Consider the following 21682-nt stretch of genomic DNA (forward strand, 5'->3'; position numbering starts at 1 on the left):
TTTTAAGATGAGCCACAGGGCTAAAAGCAATAAAAAAGTGAGTAGCCATGCTGACGAGTGTGCTGCAATAGCCGCTATAAGTACAGCAAGAGCTACAAAGATCCATTTATGCTTTAAAGCTCGATGCCAAATAATGCACTCACCTTCTGTTCATATGGGAGCAACTTTTCGGCTGGCACGCCACTCTCGCGAAGCTCATGAAGCATTTCTGTGTACAAGGCTAGTTTTTCATCTCGTAAAAAATCGATTTTACGGTCATCAAAGGGTACATGGACAACTTCCACGCCCGCTTTTGCAAATAATTCCTGGGCATAGGGATTATTTTTATAATCTGTTGCGTAATAGACACGTTCAATGCCCGCTTGAATAATGGATTTTGTACATGGTAGACATGGGAAATGTGTTACATACAAATCAGCACCTTTTGTCGGTGTTCCATATTTAGCACATTGCAGCAAGGCATTCATTTCAGCATGCACCGTACGCACACAATGGTTGTCAACTACATAGCATCCTTGTTCAATACAATGTTCGTCTCCTATAATGGAACCGTTATAACCGCCTGCAATGATGCGTTTTTCACGCACAACAGTTGCTCCTACTGCTAGTCTTGTACATGTACTACGTAATGCGAGTAAATGGCTCTGTGCCATAAAAAATTGATCCCAAGTAATTCGCTCCATATGATTACCTCCAAAAATTGGCTTACAAATTATATTTCTCTTGCTTTTCTACTATAGTGTATCCCTTATAGAAAAGAGGCGTCAATATTACATCCTGTAAAACGTTTACTTTACAGTAATCGCATCTTTTAGCTTCTCAAATGTTTTATCACCAATACCACTTACATTTTTTAAGTCTTCGATCGCTTGAAAGTGTCCGTGTTCCTCTCGATACGTAAGAATACTTTGCGCTTTCGAGGGGCCGATTCCTGGTAAGGTTGCTAGAATTGCTATATCGGCTTGATTAATATTAATCTTCTGCTCTTTAGGAGCACTTTCAGTAGGTATTGTTAAAAGAGTTGTAGCTCCATCTTCTAGCTGTTCACCCTTTGTGGGAATATAAATCACCATTTCATCCTGCACTTTTTGCGCATGATTCATGCGCTGTGTGTCAGCTTGCTCTGTATAGCCACCTGCAAGCTCGACAGCATCTTTTATGCGTTGGTCTTGCTGAAGCTCATAAACGCCTGGATACATCACAGCACCCTTTATATCAACAAATATCTGCTGAATCACCGCTTCTTCAGCAGTTTCACTATGATTTTTTTCTTCAAACGATTGGATTGTCTCGATGAGCTCTTCTTGGGGAGGTGAAGAGTCAAAACTCGAAAAATAGAAGTAACAAAGTCCACTGACTACCAGTATGCTGGGGAATAACATACTTTTTTTATACTTTTGCCATAAAGATTGGAGCATAGCACCCATCCTTTCCTTGCAAAAGGTCATCATATGGAGTTATCTACATCATACACTATGACTTGTTGATTGAAAATAATAATAAATATCAGGAGATTCTATTGACCTGCTTAAGAGAGCTATTCTTCGCTTTCGCCTTGCTATCCACCGATTTAAGCTTGCTATCCTTCGCTTTCGCTTTTCTATCCACTGATTTAAGCACGCTATCCTTCACTTTAGCCTTTCTATCCACCAAAAGAGCCACACTGCCCATTGGGGGACAGTGTGGCTCCGTTTTCTTTATTTCACCGCACGAATAAAAATGCGTTCGCTTTCATATTCAGGTGCTTCATCCGTAAAATCAGCTGTGATTTCCACATCATGAAAACCAATGGCGCGCAGCCAAGCCATATACTGCTCTATTGAGAAAGTACGTTGTAAATGCTCTTCATCAAAACGTTCATATAACTCACTTGCGATATCTCGCACATAAAAGGTCATTTGATGTGTAACAGAATGCTCGAAATCAGCTGGCGCTGTATGCCATACATAACTAATGTCCCCATCATCATACGTAAACGGTCCGTCTAAAAAAATCTCATTCATCTTAAATAATGAATGAACATCAAAAAACAGCTGTCCTCCATCACGTAAAGCATGATAAATACGTTCTAATGTTGTATAGACGGCTTGCTCCTCTACAACATAATTAAGGGAGTCAATGGTAATCGTCACAACATCTAACGCCTCAAAGCCATCTAATTCGTCCATCGACATACAATATAACGGAGCTTGGTAGCCTGCATCAGCAAAGCGTTTTGCTGCGATGGACAGCATCTCTTCTGATAAGTCGACTCCGCTGACCTTATAACCAGCATGGGCGAATAACAAGCTAAGCACACCTGTACCACAACCAATATCTAAAAGTGTGGGGTATTGGCTGCATGGTGCATGCTGTACAACCCAATCTACATAAAGATTGTAAGGAATATCCGTTTGTAGCTCATCATAGACATGGGCAAAGCGTTCGTAACTACTCACTTAGCTTAGGCCTCTGGCATGTCTAGCTGCGGTGCATCGCCCCATAGACGTTCTAAATTATAATAAGCACGCTCATCCTTATGGAATACGTGCGCCACTACATCTCCAAGGTCAACAAGTACCCAACGAGCTGCATCGAAACCTTCGACACGACGAATTTCATAGCCTTGTTGTTCTGCTATATCCTGTAACTCACGCGCGATTGCTTGCACTTGGCGGTCAGAGTTACCATGGGCGATGATAAAATAATCTGCTAAAAGGGAAATTCCTTGCATATTTAAAACGACAATATCCTCACCATGTTTGTCGTCAATTGCTTTGTACGCTGCTTGTAATAAAGTTGAAGTCATCCTTCACTATCCTCTCTGTTCATCGTATCGTTATAACATTCTATTGATAAAGGATAAATTGGTTGCTTTGTGTCTATTAAAAATGCCAAAGTATGGCGTACACATGCACTCATCGCCTTATCCAAATTTTTTTGCGCCTTCTTTCGCAGACGCTCCACACCATCAAATCGACGGTTTGGCTCAATCATATCTGCGACAAAAATGATTTTTTCTAAACGACTCATCCCAACGCGTCCTGTTGTATGGAAACGAATCGCATTTAACAACTCATCGTCTGTGATGCCAAACTCACTTTGCGCTATATAGGCACCGACTGGGCCGTGGAGTAATTCACTGCCCCAGCCAATTAATTGTGGATCTAAATTTTCATCACGAACGATATTCTCCATCCATTCAATGTCTTCATATTTAGCAATATCATGGAGGATTGCTGCTATTTCAGCTTTTTTAACATCCTCGCCATATTTTTGTGCTAAATCGATGGCTGTTTCCATTACACCGATTGTATGAATATAACGTTTTTCAGGCATTCTTGGCTTAATCGCCGCTAAATACTGTTCGCGTTCCATAAAGACCTTCCTCTCGTATGAACGTCTCTACCGCTTCTGGTAATAAAAATGTTACCGTTCCCCCAGTCGCAAGGCGTTCACGAATCAGTGTGGACGATAAATCGATTTGAGGCACTTCCACCATACTTATAGGGTACTCTGTTGTCGCCGCTGTTCCTGGACGCTTTACTCCGACAAACCGCACGATTTTTACTAAATCATCAATACAATGCCATGTATGTAGCGAATCAATCATATCGCCACCGATGATAAAGTAAAATTTCACATCCGGTTCTCTTCTACACAAGGCAGAAAGTGTCTCATAGGAATAGGATACGCCACCCTTCTCAACCTCATACGACTCTACTGAAAAATAAGGAAATGGACGAATTGCACGCTTCACCATTTCGAGTCGTTCGACATTACTAGCATCAAATCGTGCCTGCTTATGTGGTGGTATAGCATTTGGCATAAAACGGATTTCATCAAGCTCTAGCGCATGAAAAACCTCATTAGCCATCATGAGATGCCCTATATGTGGTGGGTTAAATGTGCCACCTAGTAAACCGACCTTTTTCATCGTCTCACCTTATTTCGTTGCTTTTGGTAATACAATCTTTTTATGATTGCGTGACTCTTTATATAAAACAACTGTCAGACCGATTAATTGGACAAGCTCCGCACGAGCACCTGTTGCCAGTGATTCAGCAACTTCATGTTTGTCCTCTTCACAGTTATCTAAAATACGCACTTTAATCAGTTCACGTACTTCTAGTGCCTCACGAATTTGCTTTGTCATTTCGTCATTAACTCCACCTTTTCCTACTTGGAAAATAGGTGTTAAATGATGTGCCTCTGCACGTAAAAAACGTTTCTGTTTACCTGTTAACATAAAAATTAGTTTCCTCCTAATTGCGCCTTAAGCTGCGCAATCATTGAATTTGTGTTTGGATAGTTTCCTAACCAGTGTTCAAAAGCAATGGCTCCTTGATGGACAAACATCCCTAAGCCTGTGACAATCGTTGCTCCTTTTTCTTCAGCCGCTTGTAAAAAAGGCGTCATTAATGGATTATACACAATATCCGCAACAATTGCTCCTTTCGCAAGTCGATCTAATGAAAATGGCATAGAAAAATTGCCCGTAGCAAGGCCAGCCGATGTCATTTGCACAATAATGCCGAAATCAGCTAATGTTTCTTCTGCTTCTTGTAATGACATCGCACGACCCATATCCATTTCATCAATTATCGCTTGGGCATTTGCCACCGTACGATTGGCGATAGTTAAATGGTGATAGCCTTGTTGCTGCATAGCAAAGGCAATACCACGAGCAGCGCCACCAGCACCAACAAGTAATACAGGCTTGTCCTTTCGAGATACACCAACGGCTTCTTCTAGTGAGCGAACAAAGCCAATCCCATCTGTATTATAGCCCTTCAGCTTTCCCTCTTTTGTTCGTACGACTGTATTCACTGCGCCCATTTTTTGCGCCAGCTCATCTAGCTCATCTAAATATGGAATGATTGCTGTCTTATGAGGAATTGTCACGTTCCAGCCACTCGCCCCTAATGTTTTCAAACCAGCAACTGCTGATTCTAATTGATCAGAAGGTACATGCAAAGGAATATATGTCGCATCTATTGACATGTCCTCAAACCAAGCATTGTGCATGGCTGGTGATTTTGAATGTTCAATTGGATCACCCATAACTGCAAACCATTTCTTCATTTTCTAGTCCCTCTCTCTACTACATCCTTCTGTTTAGATCAGTGAAGGACGAATTGAAACTTGTACACCTTTTGGCGCGTAGGCTGCTACGACTACATTAGCATGCTGTACTGTAATCCAGCCTAGGCCAGAAAATACAACGTCTGTTTTCGCTTCTTTGATGGAAAACTCATGACGTACCAATGGTGGAAGTTGGTCGATAAAATCTGCAGTTGGAGGTGCCAGAAGCTCGCCTTTATGTTCTGCATATAATGTATCGGCCTTCTCAAGCTTTGTACGGTGAATCGGTAGATCGTTTGCCACATGGATTGTAAAGGCTGAACGCTCTCCCTGGATAAAGTCAAATCTCGCCAATGCCCCAATAAATAGGGACTGTCCAGGATTTTGCTGGTAGACTTTCGGTTTAATTTCCTTTTTCGGCATAATATATTTTAATTCACTTGAATCAATATGATGAGCCATTTGATGATGATTAATAATACCAGGCGTATCATATAATGCACTACCATCATCCAGTGGAATGTCAATCATGTCTAAAGTAGTACCAGGGAAGTGTGACGTTGTAATGACTTCCCCTTCTCCTGTAGCCTGTTTAATAATACGGTTAATGAATGTAGATTTCCCAACATTTGTACAACCTACAACATAGACATTTTGTCCGTTACGGTACTCGTCGATGGCCTCCATTGCTTCCGCCATTCCCTTGCCTTTATGGGCACTGACTAATAGAACATCGATAGGCTGAAGTCCTAGTGCCTTTGCCTCGCGTTTAAGCCAATTGATTACTTTTTTCGGTTTCACTGATTTTGGTAATAAATCTGCTTTGTTGGCAATCAAAAGAACAGGATTCTTCCCTACAAAACGGTGAAGCCCAGGTAGCCAGCTCCCATTGAAATCAAATATATCAACAATTTTTACGATTAAGCCCTGCTGTGTTCCAAGGCCGTTTAAAATACGTAAAAAGTCGTCATCTGTTAATGACACGGGTTGAATTTCATTGTAATTTTTCAAACGGAAGCAGCGCTGGCAAATGACCACATCCTTTTCTAATGATGATGGGGGTGCATACCCAACTGCTGTTTTATCTTCTGTTTGAATTGTTGTACCACAGCCAATACAATTTGGCATTTCAATCATTCTTGTTCCTCCCAAGTTATTATTCCTTTACGTTTCAAATCATTAAATACTCGACGCTCAATGAAACGATTCAATTTTGTTACCAGCCCATCTGATTGTGCAACAGGCTTTACTAACACTGTATGCAAGCCTAAACGATTTGCGCCCATCACATCAGTCAGGAGTTGATCTCCAACCATGACTACTTCATTTGGGCGTAAACCTAGTTGAATCAGTGCATTATAAAAAGCATTACGAAGTGGTTTTTTTGCCTTGTGAATATACGGGATATCTAATGGCTCAGCAAAATGCTTCACACGCGCTTCATTGTTATTCGATGCAATAATAACTCGAATACCTGATTCTTTCATAATACGTAACCAAATAATCAGCTCTTCTGTTGCGTCTGGGCGATCCCATTCAACAAGCGTATTATCTAAATCCGTAATGATGCCTCTAATCCCTAATTCTTGTAACTTTTCCGGCGTAATTTCAAAAATATTCGTCACAAATTCGTTCGGTAATAAAAAATTATACAAAATAGCGACCCCTAATCTTAACGTATTATTCGACCATTATAGCATATTTGCAAAAGCTTCACCCATTCGAATTGGGCTTCCCTGTACAACATTATCCGTAAATTCAACCGTATCCTTTTCAAACAGCATAACCACTGTGGAACCAAATGAAAAATATCCAACTTCCTGACCTTTACGCCATTTCGTTGTCGTATTCGTAAGCACAATGGAATTAACAAAAGTCGCACCAACTTTAATAAAGGCTACATGCTGTTGATTGGCTGCTTTCAGCTCTGTCACTAAACGATAATTATGAGAAATTGGTTTTTTACCGTATGTAAGACCTAGCTGATTCACGGGATAAGATTTCTGACCAAGTGTATATTGTCGTACTACTTCCCCATCTATCGGACTATGGATACGATGATAATCAGCAGGACTTAAATAAAATACGATAAAATGACCATCTGCATATTGTGCGGCTCTCTCTGTATTACCTAGTAAATCTTGTAATGCATAGGGCTTACCCTTAACTAGAAATGTCATATCCCATTCAATGCGACCAAAAGATTCCACCTTGGCATCTACTGGGCTAACATAAATCGTTGGATTTTTTTCAATAGGTCGAGCTTCTTCTAGAAGTTCTCTTGTGAAAAAATCATGTAAACTTGAAAATTGTTGTTGTTTTTTTGAAACTTCTTCAATGTTAATATCGTATAACTTCATGTAGCTTGGAATTATACGTTTACTCCACTTCGCTTTTGCAATTACCTGCAAAAGATGGGAAGATTGCTTACCATTCGTTAGTTCTATCAAGCGTTGATATAGTTTTTCTTTCATACAGTAAAACCCCTATCCATTAATTTAGACTGTCAATTTTTTCGCATTCGAAGTATAATGGTACAATATCTTAAGTGCAAAGGAGTGATCCCCCTTGTTTTTTTATCACAAGTTGGTGGATACCACGGTTAAGAAAATGAAATCGCACGCAGCTAACTTCATCACAATTAGTAATATGTCCTTTGGAGGCGCGGCTATTATGGCCACTTTACATGAATACTATAGCTATAGTGTCTTGTTTATCTTTATTGCAGCCCTTCTTGATCGCTACGATGGTAAGGTAGCGAGAGCACTCGGACAAGTGTCTGAGTTAGGTAAACAATTAGATTCTATGAGTGATATTATATCATTTGGTGTGGCACCTGCATTATTAATGTATGAAGTTGTTCTAGTTGATTTTGGTTTTGCCGGCATGATGATGGCCGTATTATTTATCGTCTGTGGCGCGATGCGTTTAGCTCGCTTCAATATTAGTGAAGCGAATGGTTATTTCACAGGTTTACCAATTACAGCTGCAGGTACGTTCTTAACTTTAACGTATTTCGCAGCCAATGCGTTCCATCCGGCATTTTATCTTTTCCTTTTTCCCATCTTAGCTTTACTCATGATTAGTACATTTACGTTAAAAAAAGTGTAACAGCACATTTGCTGTTGCACTTTTTTCATTTCCCACAGCTTTTAAACATATACTGTCGAAAAATGGGGAAAGGATGAAATCATTCAATGAGCGGAATTTTTACATCAATGTTGCAGTTATGGCTTGAAATCCCTGCGTTGCTTGGCTACTTAAAGGGGCAAACATTCCATAAACCCTTTTCAAAAGAAGAGGAAGCTGCTTGTATTGAACGATTTTTAGGTGGCGATGAGCAAGCACGTCTTGACTTAATCGAACGCAATATGAGGCTTGTCGCGCACGTCGTAAAAAAATTCCATCCAAAACATGAACAACTAGATGATTATATTTCCATCGGAACAATCGGTCTAATGAAAGCTGTCGAGAGCTATACCCCTGACAAAAAAACTAGACTTGCCACATATGCAGCCCGTTGTATTGAAAATGAAATTTTAATGCATCTGCGCACACAAAAAAAAGTGCAGAAAGACGTATCACTGTTTGAGCCTATTGGGACTGATAAAGATGGTAATGCACTGCAAATTCGTGATTTACTTCAGTGTGACGAAGAAAGCGCCACAGAAAAACTAGAGCATAAAGAACATGTGGCACAGTTATATCACTATTTGCATATGCTTGATGAACGTGAGCTCGAAATTGTGACACTACGCTATGGTTTAAACCAACAGGATGCCCTTACACAAAAGGAAATTGCTGCTCGTTTAAATATCTCACGCAGCTATGTATCTCGCATTGAAAAGCGAGCACTTATTAAACTCTATCAACTATACAAACGAGACCAAAAGTCTATTGAATAATATATTGTAAAATGGACAGTAGAAAAATTCAATGCATCATTGGCGGAAGATGTGCCTATTTCATGGCATATAAAAAGCTCCCCTGCGACATGACTATGTCGCAAAGGAGCTTTCCCGTCATACTAATGCGCTGACTCCGATAGTTCTGCTGAAATCAACGTGCCTATTAAAGTTGTAATAATGACTACACCCGCTGTTAAAAATAACATCATGAATGCCTCCCATTCTATTATGAAGAGATTTATTACTGTCAGTGTAGCATTTGTCCATTGCTTTAACTGTGATTTTTCTCACAGAATGACACGCACATTTTGACCATTTTGTGTAGTTTATAGAGAGGCAATTGCTTTTAAAACGACTTGTGTCGAATGCTTTGCAGCAACTGGTAAAAACTCATCGAAGCTAATATTCGATTCTTTCCCAGCAATATCTGATAAAGCACGAATGACAACAAAAGGTGTAGCAAATTGATAACATACTTGAGCAACCGCAGCCGCTTCCATTTCTACAGCCTTCATTTGAGGGAAATGACGACGAACCGCTTCTACACGTTCAGGATCATTCATAAAAGCATCTCCAGAGCAAATTAAACCGATGCCATACTGATGCTCTCCAACCGCCTTGACGGCCTCCTCAGCGACTTTCATCAATTTCTCATCTGATTTATAAGCTGCTGGCATCCCAGCCATCTGTCCGATTTCATAGCCAAAAATTGTGACATCTACATCATGGTGGCGAACTTCATCAGAAATGACGATAGCGCCTACCTCAAGTGCCTCGTCATATCCACCTGCAGAGCCTGTATTCATAACAACATCTGGCTTAAACTCATGTAAAAGGATTGTCGTAGACATAGCAGCATTCACCTTACCAATACCACTTTTTAATAACACGACTTCCTTGCCTTCATAAGTCCCTGTTGTATACTCACTGCCTGCAATCATTGTACTTTGTGCATCGTTTAATGCTGCTCTTAGAAGCTCTACTTCCTCTTCCATTGCGCCAATTACTGCTATTTTCATGTACTGTTACTTCCCTTCTTTATCAACTCTATTAAAAATAATCAAAAGAGTGATTTTCGTCAATAGGCGCCTTCTAATGTGTTAAGTTGCTCTAACTTCACGGGCTTCCATCCTTCATTTTCAACCCATTCCATACTGACACGGTACATCTGAGATTTATCATTCGTTGAAACTGTCGCAACGGATGAATTAGGACCACCATTATTTTGCATACGCCAAATAATCATATTGCTTTGTTCGATGCCTGTCACAGTCGAAACAGTGGCTACCTTCTCAGCCCAGTCTACAGACTTGTCATCATATGAAGACACATGCTGACCTGTTTGAGTGGTAGGTGTTGGCTGCCAATTTTTATTCGTGATAACCTTGTCAACAATTGGATTATCCGATGTCGACTCTTCTGACGTACCTTGCTCTTCCTGAGATGTATCATGCTCCGATTCTTCCTCGGAAGTTTTGTCTTCTTCAACAGCGAGATCTTTATCCTGTTCTTTCGCAGGTTCTTTATCTACTTCTTTTTCGTTATCACCGCTCTTTTCCTCTTGAGCTGGTTCATCTTTCACTGCTTGATCTGCATCATCTTGCCATTTAAACACATAGGTTGCTGTAATAATAATAAGTACAACCACAACACCTATTAAAACATTCAATAGTTTATCTAGCTTTTTATTACGAGATGGCTGCAAATGACGACTACTTCGAGTTTGTCGTTCACTCATAATGTCTCCCCCTCTCTAGCAAATATTCTATCAAGTTCGACAGCTCTTGCAAAATAATTATACTCACTATTTTATTGCCAAAGAATGTTAAAAGCAGCCAGCCTAAGGCTAACTGCTTGTACACTTACACATTATTTAATGGAAATAATTTTCACTTTCATTTCGCCACCAGGTGTTTGTACGGCAACTTCTTCACCTTCAGCACGACCAAGTAGACCCTTTGCAATTGGCGATTCATTTGAAATGCGGAATTCCATTGGATCTGCCTCAGCAGAACCAACAATTGTATACGATTCTTCATCTGATGACGGTTTACCATTAATGATTTCAACAAATGTAACCGTTTTCCCAAGTGATACAACACTGTTATCTGTCTCATCCTCAGAAATAATCACTGCGTTACGAATCATTGATTTTAATGTAGAAATACGACCTTCTAAAAAGGCTTGCTCTTCTTTTGCTGAATCATACTCAGCATTTTCAGATAGATCTCCAAAATCACGTGCTATTTTAATACGTTCAACGATTTCTTTACGTGTTTCTGTTTCTAATTTTACTAATTCTTCTTCTAATTTACGTTTTCCCTCAGCTGTCATAGGGTACTGTTTTTCATTTGCCAAAGTCCTTCACTCCTTGTTTCTTCAATATAAAAACATAAAACTCGACTAAATGCACGGAAGATGCATTTAATCGAATTTTATTATTTTTAAACTTTTTCAAATTACGCTTTGACCTAATAGTATGCATGCTTTTTTTAAATATGCATGAAAATATTGTCAATACCACTCTATCTTATTACAATACGTTGTCGGTTTCAAGAATAGTTTTAATTTTCGTTACCATTAAATCAATTGCTACCTCATTATCCCCACCTTCTGGAATAATGATATCAGCATAACGTTTCGTTGGTTCAATAAATAAATTATGCATAGGTCGAACCGCTGCTAAATACTGCTCAATAACCGAATCAGTTGTACGACCACGCTCTTTAATATCACGCATGATACGACGAATAATTCGTAAATCTGAGTCTGTGTCTACGAATAATTTAATATCCATTAAATCACGTAAATCAGCATCTTCTAGCACTAGAATACCTTCTAGGATAATAACATCTACTGGTTCAACATGGATCACTTCTTCTGCTCTCGTATGCTGCACATAGTCATAAACAGGTTTTTCAATTGGTTGACGCACTAACAATTTTTTTATGTGCTCAATTAATAAATCATTATCAAAAGCCAACGGATGATCGTAGTTTGTACCTAAGCGTTCTTCAAATGTTAAATGACTTTGATCTTTATAATAAAAATCTTGTTCAATCACCACAACGGAATGCTCACGGAAAACTTCATAAATGGCGCGCGTCACACTCGTTTTTCCAGAGCATGAGCCACCAGCGATTCCGATGACAACTGGTCGCTTTGCTGCCATTAGTTATTCTCCTTTCGCATCATATTATGCGGTTTTAATGGTGTGTCACATTTAAATTTCACAATTTGTAATGGATGACGAGCAGCATCTAGGCTATTGCCATCCTCGTCCCAAATTTCGCCCATTGTTAAACGGAAATTTTCAATTTCAGGACCAAAGAATTCTACTTCATCACCAGGTTTAAAATAATTTCGTTGTTGCATCGTCACTATTTTTGTTTCTGGATCATGATCTAAAATAAGACCCGCAAATTCATACGTTGTTTTACGACCATGTACTCCAAACATTTGCTCCTCGAAGCCAGGTGCATCATGGAAGAATGCTTCAGCCGTATCACGGTTGGCGCATTTATCCAATTCTTCGAGCCACTCGCGTTTAATTTTAAAGTTTGCCGGATCTGCACAGTAAGCATCAATCACTTTACGGTACACTGAAACAACTGTCGCAACATAATGAATGGATTTCATACGACCTTCAACTTTTAACGAATCGATCCCAAGCTCAATCATATGAGGAATTGCTTCGATTAATTTTAAATCTTTTGGACTCATCGCAAAAGATGCGTGCTTGTCATCGAACAGTGCTTTTTCTTCACCATCTTCTAATTCATATAAATCATAGTCCCAACGGCATGATTGACAGCAACCACCGCGGTTAGAGTCACGAGCAGTCATATGATTGGACAGAACACAACGACCAGAGTAGGCGATACACATTGCACCATGAACGAAAGCCTCGATTTCAATATCAACCTTTTCCTTCATCAGCTTCATTTCTTCTCCGCCTACTTCACGTGCTAAAACGACACGATGTAAGCCTTCTTCTTTCCAGTACTGAACAGCCTTCCAATTGGACAGTGATTGCTGTGTAGAAAGATGAATTTCAAGCTTAGGTGCTGCTGTACGACATGTTTCAATAATCAGTGGGTCTGCAACGATAATTCCTGTTACGCCTGCTGATTCAATATCCTTTAAGTAACGCTCTAAGCCATCCATATTTTCATTGTGAGCAAAAATATTTGTCGTGACATAAATTTTTGCCCCATATTGTTTGGCAAATTCGACACCTTCACGCATCTCTTCAATCGAGAAGTTGTCTGCATTGGAACGTAGTCCAAATTCTCGTCCACCAATAAATACCGCATCTGCTCCATAATGAACAGCTACTTTTAATTTCTCTAAGCTACCTGCTGGGGCAAGTAGCTCTGGTTTTTTAGTAATGACACGTTTACCGTCGACAATCTCACGGATTTTGTCATTTTGTTCTAATGCTAATGCCATGGTATTGCCCCTCCTAGTAAACTGTTTCCTTGAAGATAAAGCCTGTATCTAATGGTCTAATGGCTGGTTGAATATCTTCAATTCGTGCTAATAAATCATCTTTTATCTCTTCATACGCGTTTTCTGATTCATCAAAATACGTATCGATGGCTTTGCGATAGATTTCTGTAACCGTTACTACATAGTCTGGTGTTTGTAGAACACCCTCGATTTTCAGGGCATCAATGCCACCTTCGAATAATTCACCAAGCTCATCAATTATACACATATCATTTGGACTGAAAATATGTGTCCCATTGACATCTTCATAAATAGGATATTTATTATTTCGCTCATCGTCATGTAGGAACATATTACGATTTTCTTGACGGTTTTCAATGGCCATCACCTTATCTTGATATAAGAAATAATGACCAAGTAATGGGCGTTTCGATTGGAACATACACGTCATGCCATGTACTTGTACCTCAATCTCCATCTCAGTATTTTCTTTAATTTCTAATACTTCATCAAGAGAAAGTTCACGTGCTAATACGGCACGCTTTGCACCACGTTTCCCCCAGTAATTCGCTGTAAACCAGTTTGTAGCAGTCGTTTCTGGATTCCAATGTAATGGAATCGTCACGGCTTGCTCGCGGCGAATAATAAGTACCGCTGGATCACCATAAATTAAACGATCCACTCCGATACGTTGCATTTCTTTTAAATAGTCTGCCAGTGCCTCCAGTTTCTCATTATGAAAAAGTGCATTGACCGCAACATAAACCTTTTTACCTGCTGCGTGAATTAGCTTCGTCGCTTCTTCCACCTCTTCAACAGAGAACTCTCCAGCTAGACGTAGACCAAATTGTTGCTCACCAATAACAAAAGCATCTGCTCCAGCTTCTAAAAGTGCTTTTATATGTTCTACTGATTGTGGTGTCACAAGCAATTCTGGTTTTTTCATAGTAGTCACCTCTTCAAACATAGTAATAAACCGTCACCGACTGGCAAAAAAGCACTTGTATAATCTGGGTGCTGCATAATCCAATCTGTGAAGTTTTTTAAATTGCGAATCATTGTCCGCTTACGACGTGGCACATCCTTCAGCTCTAAATCAGACAGGCCATGCATGTACATATTATCGATATACAAAACCCCACCTGAATTCACTAAAGGGGCGTATTTTTCAAAAAAGCGTTGATACTGTCCCTTTGCGGCATCGATAAAGACCGCATCGAAAGTCGTATCAATAGCCTCGTCGTTCACCTCTAAAGCGTCACCCTCAATGACCGTAATTCGATCTGATACAGTAGAACGTCGAATATAGGCTTTCGCCCTTGTTACACGCTCTTGATCACGTTCAATTGTAACAATTTGGACATTGGGCAATGCCTCTGCCATTCGAATAGCAGAATAGCCAATTGCTGTGCCTATCTCTAAAATTTTTGACGGATTTTGAATACGTAACAGTTGATTTAATGCATCAATACCTGCTAATTGCATAATCGGTACATGATTCTCCTCCGCGTATGCTTCCATCTCTAAAAGCAATTCATTACGTGGCTGTATAAATGATTGTATATATGCATCTGATAATTCCATTGTTTCACCCTCATTTAAAAGGCAACGGGCGTTTGCCGTTGTCTGTACTTCATCATTTATCAACAAAAAGAAAAAGACCAAACGTGATGTCTTGGTACTTTGCCATACAAAAATGAGCAATTGTTTAGATATGCTCCAACAATTGCTACCACGCATATTTGTCCCGCATAAATGAACGGATTGATCAAAAATCACACTTTATAATAGCATGAAAATAGAAGGAAAGCTATTTTTCTTTCCTTCTATCCATCTGTTTGCTATATACTTTTTGCTCTTCCTAAACGCTTATTCTTCTTTTTGTAAATATTTTGCTATTTTCTGTAAATGCTCATCATATGTTTTCGAGAAGTGATTAACACCCTCTTTATCTGCTAAGAAATAGAAATAGTCGGTTTGACTTGGATTTAATGTTGCCTCAATAGAAGTTTTACCAGCACCAGCGATTGGTCCAGGTGGTAAGCCTTTATTTTTATAAGTGTTATAAGCATTATCCACTTCTAAATCTTCAAAAAGCACACGATCTTTATGATCACCAAGTGCATATAACACGGTCGGGTCTGTCTGTAATGGCATGCCTTCATTTATTCGATTATAGAAGACACTTGCGATTGTCTCTCGATCTGTTTGAGCTGTCGCTTCTTCTTCTAATAATGAAGCAAATGTTAACAACTGATGCACCGACATTTGTTTTTCTGCTAAAACATCACTATAGTTCTTCACCACATTATTCATCGCCGCTATCATCTCTTCTACAATTCCCTGTAATGATGGTTTTTCTTCATAGTAAGAGTAAGTGGCTGGGTAAAGATAGCCCTCTAAATCATAGCGAATATTATCCGCTAACACAGCCTCCGTGACAAGTTCAGGATAATTGGCCATCATTTGCTGAACAAATGTATCACTCGTCACAAGATCCATAAATTCCTGTTTTGTGTATGGTGTTTTCTTTTCAATCACATTCCCAATTTGTTCAAGTGTTAAGCCCTCCGGAACTGTCATTGTAAAGACAGGCTTACGGTAGACTTTCCCTGTTTTCAAGCTTTCGATCAGTTCATCGAATGTCATCGCCTGTGTTAGATCATAATTTCCTGCTTGGAATTGAGATTCATTTTTAAATTTTGCATAGTATTTAAAAACACGTGCATCTTTAATGACGTCTTTTTTCTCTAGCAGCGTGGAAATGGATGATAAACTAGAACCAATAGGTACTTCCACAGCAATGGTCTTCGTCGCATTAGGATCGAGTGGCTTTAATGCACCCTTGACATAGTTGTACCCAAGGATACCAACAACACCGATTATAAGCACGAAAACAATCGCAATAATTGCAACGATTTTTCTCACGATTTTTACCTCAGATTTTCTTTCCTGCATTTTTGAAAACATTTCTTGTTTTTTAGAACCGTTATCCACGGGTTTCCCCCCTATCACTAATCAATATCATACTAGAAATCAACTTTCACGACAAACAGAAATCGACAATTCAGGAGAAATTGTATATGTAAAAAAAATCTGCCAGCTATTTTTACTGGCAGATCCTCTCTCTATAAAATCTTGCACGGTTCAAAATCTTCATTATATAAACTATAATTGAAAAGTTACTTGCTTCTTATCCGCAAGTAACTCCATAGCAAGTTGAGCTATCACCACATCATCTGCTGGTGGATTAAAGCGACTACATTGAACATCTCTAAATAGACGCTGGATTTTGTTTTCTTTAGATAAACTTCGTCCCCCTACAACTTGCATGGCTTTTGTTACTATATCGATGGCGTAATTACAAATTACATACTTTGCGATACTAACAGACTCTGATAGTTGCTCCTTAAGAGCTGGATTTTGTTCTACCTGTGTTGCAATACTATACAATGTTCTTCGTGCAGTTTGATAAAGTACTTCTATTTCACCAATCCTTTGTTGGACATGACTAGCATGAGCGATTGTATTTTCTAAGCTATGTGAATACGTATTTTTGGCAAAATCAATTGCATAATCTCTTGCTGCTCCTGCCACTCCTAAATAAACGGCTGGAATCTCTAACGAATAGACTCGACCATCAGCTAAAAAACGATTAACTCCATTTGGATGATGTCTGTAAAGCAACGCTGCCTCTGGTACAAACGTATCATGAAAAATAATATCATGACTACCTGTTGCCCTCATGCCCATTGCATCCCATGTTTCAACAATTTCCACCTGTTCGTTTTTCGTTATTAGAAATTCCGCTGTTAGGTTTTCTTCTTCCAGATAAGCAATAATGGTGAATTGTTTTAAAATCGGCGCTAATGAAGCAAATGCTTTTTCACCAGTAATGCAATATCCCCCTGGCACCTTTTTAGCAATTGTACCAGGTAAACTCCCCCGAGAAATATTCCCCTTTCCACGTTCACTGCTAATAATATTCAAAAGTGAGCCTTCCTCAACTGCTTTTCGGCATAATTCTGCAAAGATAGGTTCCGGCCATGTTTTTGCCTCACGAACATTCAAAAACGTCAATAAATGCCAGCCAACAGACAAGGCAGTGGAAGCATCGCCTCTAGCTAATTGTTCCTGCACTAATAACATCTCGTATAAAGAAATTTCTTCTCCTCCATATTTTTGAGGCACTGTTAGTCGAAAATAGCCTGCATCTTCTAAAATTTTAAAATGCTCAAACGGAAATTTTCCACTCTCATCATATTGGTTAGCTGTCTTCTCAATTTGTTGCGCTAAATTCTGAGCATATTGAACAAGCCTTTGCTCTCGTTCATTTCGAATAAAAATATCCATCATTCCTGATTCACCTTACTTTTAGCAAAACGATTCAGCGGCTTTTTCAAGCCTAAATGTTCTCTTAATGTTGTGCCCGTATAATCTTTACGATAAATACCTCGCTCCTGCAAAATCGGTACAACCTTGTCAACAAAATCTTCTAAATCACGTGGTAATAACGGAAACTGTAGCATAAAGCCATCTGCTGCTTGCTCTATTATCCAACGCTCCATCTCATCCGCTATTTGTGTTGGTGTTCCGACAAAAGCATCGCGCTTTGCAGGTCCAAAAAGGCGTGCATACAAATCACCAACTTTTAAATTTTCCTTCTTAATAATCTCTAAGTGTTCATAGAAGTGACTTTGAATACTATTAACTTCTGGGAATTCCACTTCAATAGCAGGTGTATCGAGGGGATACTTTGAAAAGTCAACATTCCCCATGTACCCCGAAACAAATTTTAAGCTTTCGTATGGATCAATCAATGACTGTAATTCATTAAATTTACGAATTGCCTCCTCCTCTGTATCACCTACTATTGGGGAAATTCCTTGTAAAACAAGGAGCTCCTCCTCCTTACGTCCAAAGGGAGGAAGCTGTGCCTTTAATTGCCGATAGTGTTCTTTCGATTTTTCAATATCATCCCAATGGACAAATACAACTTCCGCTGTACGTGCAGCTAATTGTTGGCCTGGTTTAGATGCACCAGCCTGCACAATAACAGGCTGCCCCTGTACAGAACGAGCAATATTTAATGGACCTTTGACAGATAAATAGTTGCCCTTAAATGATGTTTCATGCACTTTAAGACGATCATAAAATAGATTATTATCTCGATCATAGAGAAAAGCATCGTCTTCCCATGAATCCCATAGTGATTGAACAACATCGATAAATTCCTCTGCACGTTCATAGCGATGATCATGCTCCCAATGCTTATCGCGGCTAAAATTTAATGCCGTTTCTCCTGTGGCATCTGCTGTGGTTACTAAGTTCCAAGCAACTCTCCCATTGCTTATATGATCGATGGACATTAACTGTCTTGCCAGCACATATGGCTCACTGTATGTGGTTGAAGCTGTTGCACCCAGTCCAATTTTAGTTGTTGCCGACGCTAAAGCCGTAATTTGAATTAATGGATCAAAGCGATTTAAAATATGTGGATGTGACTCATGATTAATGGCTAAACTGTCGGCAACAAAAGCTATATCAAACTTTCCTCTTTCCGCAATCTGAGCTACTTTTTGTAATGCCTGAATATCGATGCTTGCATTTGCTTGGGCAGATGGGTGCCTCCATGCAGCAACATGCATACCTGCTCCTATTAAATACAAGGCTAGCTTTATTTCTTTTTTACTAGTCATTGTTATCACCCTTCCTAATATGAATAGAAATCTTTCCATGTTGCTAATTCATCCAGTGGTAGCTCCACTGGAATATAGTTACCATTTGACACTTCTTTAATAAACTTCCCCGTTTCATCTCGCTGATAAATTTCCACGATTTTCTTCAATATGTCATTATTTTTGTCTTCTGCCTTTGCCACGATAACATTAATAAATGGCTTAGCTGTTTCACTTTCGTGAATGATGGCATCCTTCAATAAAAGACCAGCTTCTACAGCAACTCCATTATTAATAATGGCAAAATCAGCATCCTCCATCACACGTGGCGTTGTTGCACCATCAACAGGCAAAATGATTAAGTTTTTGGGATTATCCTTAATACGGTCTTCTCCACCGTTACCATCAAAATCATCCGTTACTGTTAGTAGTCCATGCTCCTGAAGCAGTAGCAAAGCTCTACCCCAGTTGGAAGGATCATTTGGTACAGCAATTTTTGCACCTTCTTTTATATCATCTAGCGATTTATATTTGTTTGAATATAAGCCAATTGGTGCCATTATTGTTGTGCCAATTGCCTGTAAATCCGAGTTATTGTTCGTATTAAATAAATTTAAATATGCAACATGTTGAAAAGCATTAATATCTACTTCTCCCTCTGCCAATGCTTGATTTGGGTCATATTGAGCAGAGAATGTTACTAATTCCAAGTTAATACCTTCCTCACTAGCCTGTTCTTTTATATACGCCCATGTTTTCAATTCCGAGCTACGGATACCCACTTTCACAGTATCTTTTTCATCCGCCTCTGCACATGCCATTAGTAACAATAGTAATGTAAAAAGCCCTATTAAATATTTCAGTTTTTTCATGCTCACATTCTCCCCTAAGACACCCTACGTATTTTTCGTTCAAGACTGTTGCCAATGCTTTGAATAATTTGCACAAGTACAACTAAAATGACTACTGTAACCAAAATCGTTGTATTATCAAAGCGTTGATATCCGTAAGTAATGGCAACATCACCTAAACCACCACCTCCAACAGCTCCAGCCATGGCCGTCGCACCAACAAGCCCAATCGTTGCAGTTGTGACACTTAAGATTAACGATGGGAAGGCTTCAGGTAACAAAAATTTTCGAATAATCTGAAATGGAGAGGCTCCCATTGCTTTGGCTGCTTCAATGATGCCTTCATCCACCTCTAATAATGAATTTTCTATTAATCTTGAAATATATGGTCCAATATGCAAGATTAGCGGCACAATGGCAGCAGTCGTACCAATGGCAGTGCCAACGAGTAATCTTGTGAATGGAATAATTGCAACAAGTAAAATAATGAATGGAATGGAGCGCAATGTATTGACGATCGGATTGACAACCGAGAAGATTAATTTATTTTCAAGAATATGCCCTTTTCTCGTCACAACTAAGATTACCCCTAAAATAAAGCCTAAAATAGCGCCAAAAAATAAGGAAATGCTAACCATGTACAACGTATCTAGAACCGCGTCGATAATGATTTGTGTACTCACTTTCACGTGCAACAACCTCCTCTATTTGAATATTTTTAGCCTGAATAAAAAGAAATGCTTTTTGTATATCTTTTTCAGAACCAACGAGCTCCACGATTAAATGGCCGAATGGAATTCCTTGTAATTCTGTGATATTGCCGAATAAAACATTGACATCTACAGCAAACTTTTTCGCCACCTGTGAGACAATCGGCTGCCCAACGTCTACTCCTATGAATTTTAAATTGTAAATTTTTTTAGAAGCATCTATACTTTTTAGCTGCTCATAAACAGAAGGTGGAACTTCATCACGAACAACCGATTGGACAAAATTTTTAGTTGTCTCTTCTCTTGGTGAGGAGAAAATTTCAAGTACATTGCCTGTTTCAATAATTCTTCCATTTTCCATGACAGCGACACGATTACAAATATCCCGAATAACCTCCATTTCATGAGTAATCATTAAAATTGTAATACCGTACTCGATATTGACCTTCTTCAGTAAGGCTAAAATCGATTTGGTCGTTTGTGGGTCGAGAGCCGAAGTTGCTTCATCGCATAAAAGGATAGTTGGTTTTGTCACTAATGCTCTTGCAATGCCGACTCTTTGTTTTTGCCCGCCTGATAGCTCATCAATATAGCGATCCGTTTTGTCTGCTAAACCAACAAATGCTAAAACCTCTTTTACTTGACCTTCCAAATTTGATTTTTTTACTCCACTTATGATTAAAGGCATTGCTACATTTTCAAATACTGTTTTAGAATGCAGGAGATTAAAGTGTTGAAAAATCATGCCGATATTTTTCTTCTCCTCTCGAAGCTGCCTTTTAGTGAGCGTGGTTAATTCTTTGCCATTCACAAGTACTTGCCCAGATGTTGGCTCCTCCAGTAAATTTACTGTCCGAATCAGTGTGCTCTTACCAGCACCACTAAAACCGATAACACCAAAAATATCCCCCCTCTGAATTGTTAAATTGATTTTATTTAGAGCCGTTACAGTCGAAGTACCGACCTGGAATTCTTTTGTTGTCTCAATAAACTCAATCATGCACGTCTACCTCCTTAGC

Annotated in this window: 26 protein-coding genes; 2 read left to right on the forward strand and 24 right to left on the reverse strand. The window is 39.2% G+C overall.

Annotated elements, in window-relative coordinates:
* Positions 1–113: 113 nt before the first annotated feature.
* From MHI04_RS15085 to MHI04_RS15135, 11 genes are all read right to left on the reverse strand, one after another.
* On the reverse strand, positions 114–683 hold the full coding sequence (locus MHI04_RS15085) for a ComE operon protein 2 (RefSeq protein WP_036121883.1): 570 nt from the start codon (positions 681–683) through the stop codon (positions 114–116).
* 105 nt (positions 684–788) lie between these two features.
* Positions 789–1418, reverse strand: coding sequence for a helix-hairpin-helix domain-containing protein (locus MHI04_RS15090; RefSeq protein ID WP_058844218.1), 630 nt, complete (start codon positions 1416–1418; stop codon positions 789–791).
* A gap of 279 nt (positions 1419–1697) precedes the next feature.
* Complete coding sequence (locus tag MHI04_RS15095) at positions 1698–2438, reverse strand: class I SAM-dependent methyltransferase (RefSeq protein WP_036121889.1); 741 nt, start codon at positions 2436–2438, stop codon at positions 1698–1700.
* Between the two features lie 5 nt (positions 2439–2443).
* Positions 2444–2788 (reverse strand): ribosome silencing factor, encoded by a 345-nt coding sequence (rsfS, locus tag MHI04_RS15100; RefSeq protein ID WP_036121893.1) that lies wholly within the window; start codon positions 2786–2788, stop codon positions 2444–2446.
* Complete coding sequence (gene yqeK, locus MHI04_RS15105) at positions 2785–3357, reverse strand: bis(5'-nucleosyl)-tetraphosphatase (symmetrical) YqeK (RefSeq protein WP_036121894.1); 573 nt, start codon at positions 3355–3357, stop codon at positions 2785–2787. The genes rsfS and yqeK overlap by 4 nt, the downstream gene beginning before the upstream one ends.
* A complete protein-coding gene (locus tag MHI04_RS15110; RefSeq protein ID WP_036121897.1) occupies positions 3326–3916 on the reverse strand; it encodes a nicotinate-nucleotide adenylyltransferase in 591 nt (196 codons plus the stop codon). Before MHI04_RS15110 ends, yqeK begins: the two co-directional genes overlap by 32 nt.
* Before the next feature lie 9 nt (positions 3917–3925).
* Entirely contained in the window at positions 3926–4228 is a 303-nt protein-coding gene (gene yhbY, locus MHI04_RS15115) for a ribosome assembly RNA-binding protein YhbY (RefSeq protein ID WP_036121900.1), read from the reverse strand.
* Between the two features lie 5 nt (positions 4229–4233).
* A complete protein-coding gene (gene aroE / locus MHI04_RS15120) occupies positions 4234–5064 on the reverse strand; it encodes a shikimate dehydrogenase (RefSeq protein ID WP_036121902.1) in 831 nt (276 codons plus the stop codon).
* A 33-nt stretch (positions 5065–5097) separates the two neighbouring features.
* The gene (yqeH, locus tag MHI04_RS15125; RefSeq protein ID WP_036121905.1) at positions 5098–6201 is read right to left on the reverse strand and encodes a ribosome biogenesis GTPase YqeH; all 1104 of its coding nucleotides are present in this window, start codon (positions 6199–6201) and stop codon (positions 5098–5100) included.
* Positions 6198–6719, reverse strand: a complete 522-nt coding sequence (locus MHI04_RS15130; RefSeq protein WP_249646111.1) for a YqeG family HAD IIIA-type phosphatase — start codon at positions 6717–6719, stop codon at positions 6198–6200. The genes yqeH and MHI04_RS15130 overlap by 4 nt, the downstream gene beginning before the upstream one ends.
* A 36-nt stretch (positions 6720–6755) precedes the next feature.
* Positions 6756–7538: a phosphatidylserine decarboxylase gene (locus MHI04_RS15135; RefSeq protein ID WP_036121911.1), complete on the reverse strand. Its 783-nt coding sequence runs from the start codon at positions 7536–7538 to the stop codon at positions 6756–6758.
* A gap of 136 nt (positions 7539–7674) precedes the next feature.
* Here MHI04_RS15135 and pssA point away from each other — a divergent pair, with 136 nt between their 5' ends.
* Both pssA and sigK read left to right on the forward strand, forming a co-directional pair.
* Complete coding sequence (gene pssA / locus MHI04_RS15140; protein WP_051891644.1) at positions 7675–8175, forward strand: CDP-diacylglycerol--serine O-phosphatidyltransferase; 501 nt, start codon at positions 7675–7677, stop codon at positions 8173–8175.
* An 86-nt stretch (positions 8176–8261) separates the two neighbouring features.
* Positions 8262–8969 (forward strand): RNA polymerase sporulation sigma factor SigK, encoded by a 708-nt coding sequence (gene sigK, locus MHI04_RS15145; protein ID WP_036121917.1) that lies wholly within the window; start codon positions 8262–8264, stop codon positions 8967–8969.
* A gap of 329 nt (positions 8970–9298) precedes the next feature.
* Here sigK and mtnN read toward each other — a convergent pair whose 3' ends face one another.
* The 13 genes from mtnN to MHI04_RS15210 form a co-directional block, all read right to left on the reverse strand.
* The gene (mtnN, locus tag MHI04_RS15150) at positions 9299–9991 is read right to left on the reverse strand and encodes a 5'-methylthioadenosine/S-adenosylhomocysteine nucleosidase (protein WP_036121923.1); all 693 of its coding nucleotides are present in this window, start codon (positions 9989–9991) and stop codon (positions 9299–9301) included.
* Between the two features lie 59 nt (positions 9992–10050).
* Positions 10051–10710: a DUF1510 family protein gene (locus MHI04_RS15155; RefSeq protein WP_342534981.1), complete on the reverse strand. Its 660-nt coding sequence runs from the start codon at positions 10708–10710 to the stop codon at positions 10051–10053.
* 131 nt (positions 10711–10841) lie between these two features.
* Positions 10842–11330 carry a transcription elongation factor GreA gene (gene greA / locus MHI04_RS15160; protein ID WP_036121930.1) on the reverse strand — a complete coding sequence of 163 codons (489 nt, stop codon included), beginning with the start codon at positions 11328–11330 and terminating at the stop codon, positions 10842–10844.
* Between the two features lie 175 nt (positions 11331–11505).
* The gene (gene udk, locus MHI04_RS15165; RefSeq protein ID WP_036121933.1) at positions 11506–12144 is read right to left on the reverse strand and encodes a uridine kinase; all 639 of its coding nucleotides are present in this window, start codon (positions 12142–12144) and stop codon (positions 11506–11508) included.
* On the reverse strand, positions 12144–13424 hold the full coding sequence (locus tag MHI04_RS15170) for a U32 family peptidase (RefSeq protein WP_340811757.1): 1281 nt from the start codon (positions 13422–13424) through the stop codon (positions 12144–12146). Before MHI04_RS15170 ends, udk begins: the two co-directional genes overlap by 1 nt.
* A 13-nt stretch (positions 13425–13437) precedes the next feature.
* On the reverse strand, positions 13438–14370 hold the full coding sequence (locus MHI04_RS15175; RefSeq protein ID WP_036121940.1) for a peptidase U32 family protein: 933 nt from the start codon (positions 14368–14370) through the stop codon (positions 13438–13440).
* Positions 14371–14375: 5 nt separating this feature from the next.
* Positions 14376–15008: an O-methyltransferase gene (locus MHI04_RS15180; RefSeq protein WP_036121943.1), complete on the reverse strand. Its 633-nt coding sequence runs from the start codon at positions 15006–15008 to the stop codon at positions 14376–14378.
* Between the two features lie 285 nt (positions 15009–15293).
* Entirely contained in the window at positions 15294–16421 is a 1128-nt protein-coding gene (gene mltG / locus MHI04_RS15185) for an endolytic transglycosylase MltG (protein ID WP_036121947.1), read from the reverse strand.
* Between the two features lie 171 nt (positions 16422–16592).
* Positions 16593–17780, reverse strand: coding sequence for an acyl-CoA dehydrogenase family protein (locus tag MHI04_RS15190; RefSeq protein ID WP_036121950.1), 1188 nt, complete (start codon positions 17778–17780; stop codon positions 16593–16595).
* Positions 17777–19123: an LLM class flavin-dependent oxidoreductase gene (locus tag MHI04_RS15195; protein ID WP_342534982.1), complete on the reverse strand. Its 1347-nt coding sequence runs from the start codon at positions 19121–19123 to the stop codon at positions 17777–17779. Before MHI04_RS15195 ends, MHI04_RS15190 begins: the two co-directional genes overlap by 4 nt.
* A gap of 14 nt (positions 19124–19137) precedes the next feature.
* Complete coding sequence (locus MHI04_RS15200; RefSeq protein ID WP_036121957.1) at positions 19138–19974, reverse strand: MetQ/NlpA family ABC transporter substrate-binding protein; 837 nt, start codon at positions 19972–19974, stop codon at positions 19138–19140.
* 14 nt (positions 19975–19988) lie between these two features.
* Positions 19989–20591 (reverse strand): methionine ABC transporter permease, encoded by a 603-nt coding sequence (locus tag MHI04_RS15205; protein WP_230593802.1) that lies wholly within the window; start codon positions 20589–20591, stop codon positions 19989–19991.
* A complete protein-coding gene (locus MHI04_RS15210; RefSeq protein ID WP_036121963.1) occupies positions 20584–21663 on the reverse strand; it encodes an ATP-binding cassette domain-containing protein in 1080 nt (359 codons plus the stop codon). The genes MHI04_RS15205 and MHI04_RS15210 overlap by 8 nt, the downstream gene beginning before the upstream one ends.
* Positions 21664–21682: the final 19 nt, after the last annotated feature.

The organism is Lysinibacillus sp. FSL K6-1151 (assembly GCF_038630755.1).
In the GTDB taxonomy this organism is placed as follows: Bacteria; Bacillota; Bacilli; order Bacillales_A; family Planococcaceae; genus Lysinibacillus; species Lysinibacillus fusiformis_D.

Bases quoted from the DNA above. Each gene is read 5' to 3' on its own strand.
- udk (WP_036121933.1), bottom strand. From the start codon at position 12,144: ATGGCAGCAAAGCGACCAGTTGTCATCGGAATCGCTGGTGGCTCATGC.
- MHI04_RS15210 (WP_036121963.1), bottom strand. From the start codon at position 21,663: ATGATTGAGTTTATTGAGACAACAAAAGAATTCCAGGTCGGTACTTCG.
- yqeK (WP_036121894.1), bottom strand. From the start codon at position 3,357: ATGGAACGCGAACAGTATTTAGCGGCGATTAAGCCAAGAATGCCTGAA.
- MHI04_RS15190 (WP_036121950.1), bottom strand. From the start codon at position 17,780: ATGATGGATATTTTTATTCGAAATGAACGAGAGCAAAGGCTTGTTCAA.
- MHI04_RS15180 (WP_036121943.1), bottom strand. From the start codon at position 15,008: ATGGAATTATCAGATGCATATATACAATCATTTATACAGCCACGTAAT.
- yhbY (WP_036121900.1), bottom strand. From the start codon at position 4,228: ATGTTAACAGGTAAACAGAAACGTTTTTTACGTGCAGAGGCACATCAT.
- rsfS (WP_036121893.1), bottom strand. From the start codon at position 2,788: ATGACTTCAACTTTATTACAAGCAGCGTACAAAGCAATTGACGACAAA.
- MHI04_RS15175 (WP_036121940.1), bottom strand. From the start codon at position 14,370: ATGAAAAAACCAGAATTGCTTGTGACACCACAATCAGTAGAACATATA.
- MHI04_RS15135 (WP_036121911.1), bottom strand. From the start codon at position 7,538: ATGAAAGAAAAACTATATCAACGCTTGATAGAACTAACGAATGGTAAG.
- MHI04_RS15205 (WP_230593802.1), bottom strand. From the start codon at position 20,591: ATGGTTAGCATTTCCTTATTTTTTGGCGCTATTTTAGGCTTTATTTTA.
- MHI04_RS15090 (WP_058844218.1), bottom strand. From the start codon at position 1,418: ATGCTCCAATCTTTATGGCAAAAGTATAAAAAAAGTATGTTATTCCCC.
- MHI04_RS15170 (WP_340811757.1), bottom strand. From the start codon at position 13,424: ATGGCATTAGCATTAGAACAAAATGACAAAATCCGTGAGATTGTCGAC.
- mtnN (WP_036121923.1), bottom strand. From the start codon at position 9,991: ATGAAAATAGCAGTAATTGGCGCAATGGAAGAGGAAGTAGAGCTTCTA.
- aroE (WP_036121902.1), bottom strand. From the start codon at position 5,064: ATGAAGAAATGGTTTGCAGTTATGGGTGATCCAATTGAACATTCAAAA.
- MHI04_RS15200 (WP_036121957.1), bottom strand. From the start codon at position 19,974: ATGAAAAAACTGAAATATTTAATAGGGCTTTTTACATTACTATTGTTA.
- MHI04_RS15155 (WP_342534981.1), bottom strand. From the start codon at position 10,710: ATGAGTGAACGACAAACTCGAAGTAGTCGTCATTTGCAGCCATCTCGT.
- MHI04_RS15085 (WP_036121883.1), bottom strand. From the start codon at position 683: ATGGAGCGAATTACTTGGGATCAATTTTTTATGGCACAGAGCCATTTA.
- pssA (WP_051891644.1), top strand. From the start codon at position 7,675: ATGAAATCGCACGCAGCTAACTTCATCACAATTAGTAATATGTCCTTT.
- MHI04_RS15110 (WP_036121897.1), bottom strand. From the start codon at position 3,916: ATGAAAAAGGTCGGTTTACTAGGTGGCACATTTAACCCACCACATATA.
- sigK (WP_036121917.1), top strand. From the start codon at position 8,262: ATGAGCGGAATTTTTACATCAATGTTGCAGTTATGGCTTGAAATCCCT.
- yqeH (WP_036121905.1), bottom strand. From the start codon at position 6,201: ATGATTGAAATGCCAAATTGTATTGGCTGTGGTACAACAATTCAAACA.
- MHI04_RS15195 (WP_342534982.1), bottom strand. From the start codon at position 19,123: ATGACTAGTAAAAAAGAAATAAAGCTAGCCTTGTATTTAATAGGAGCA.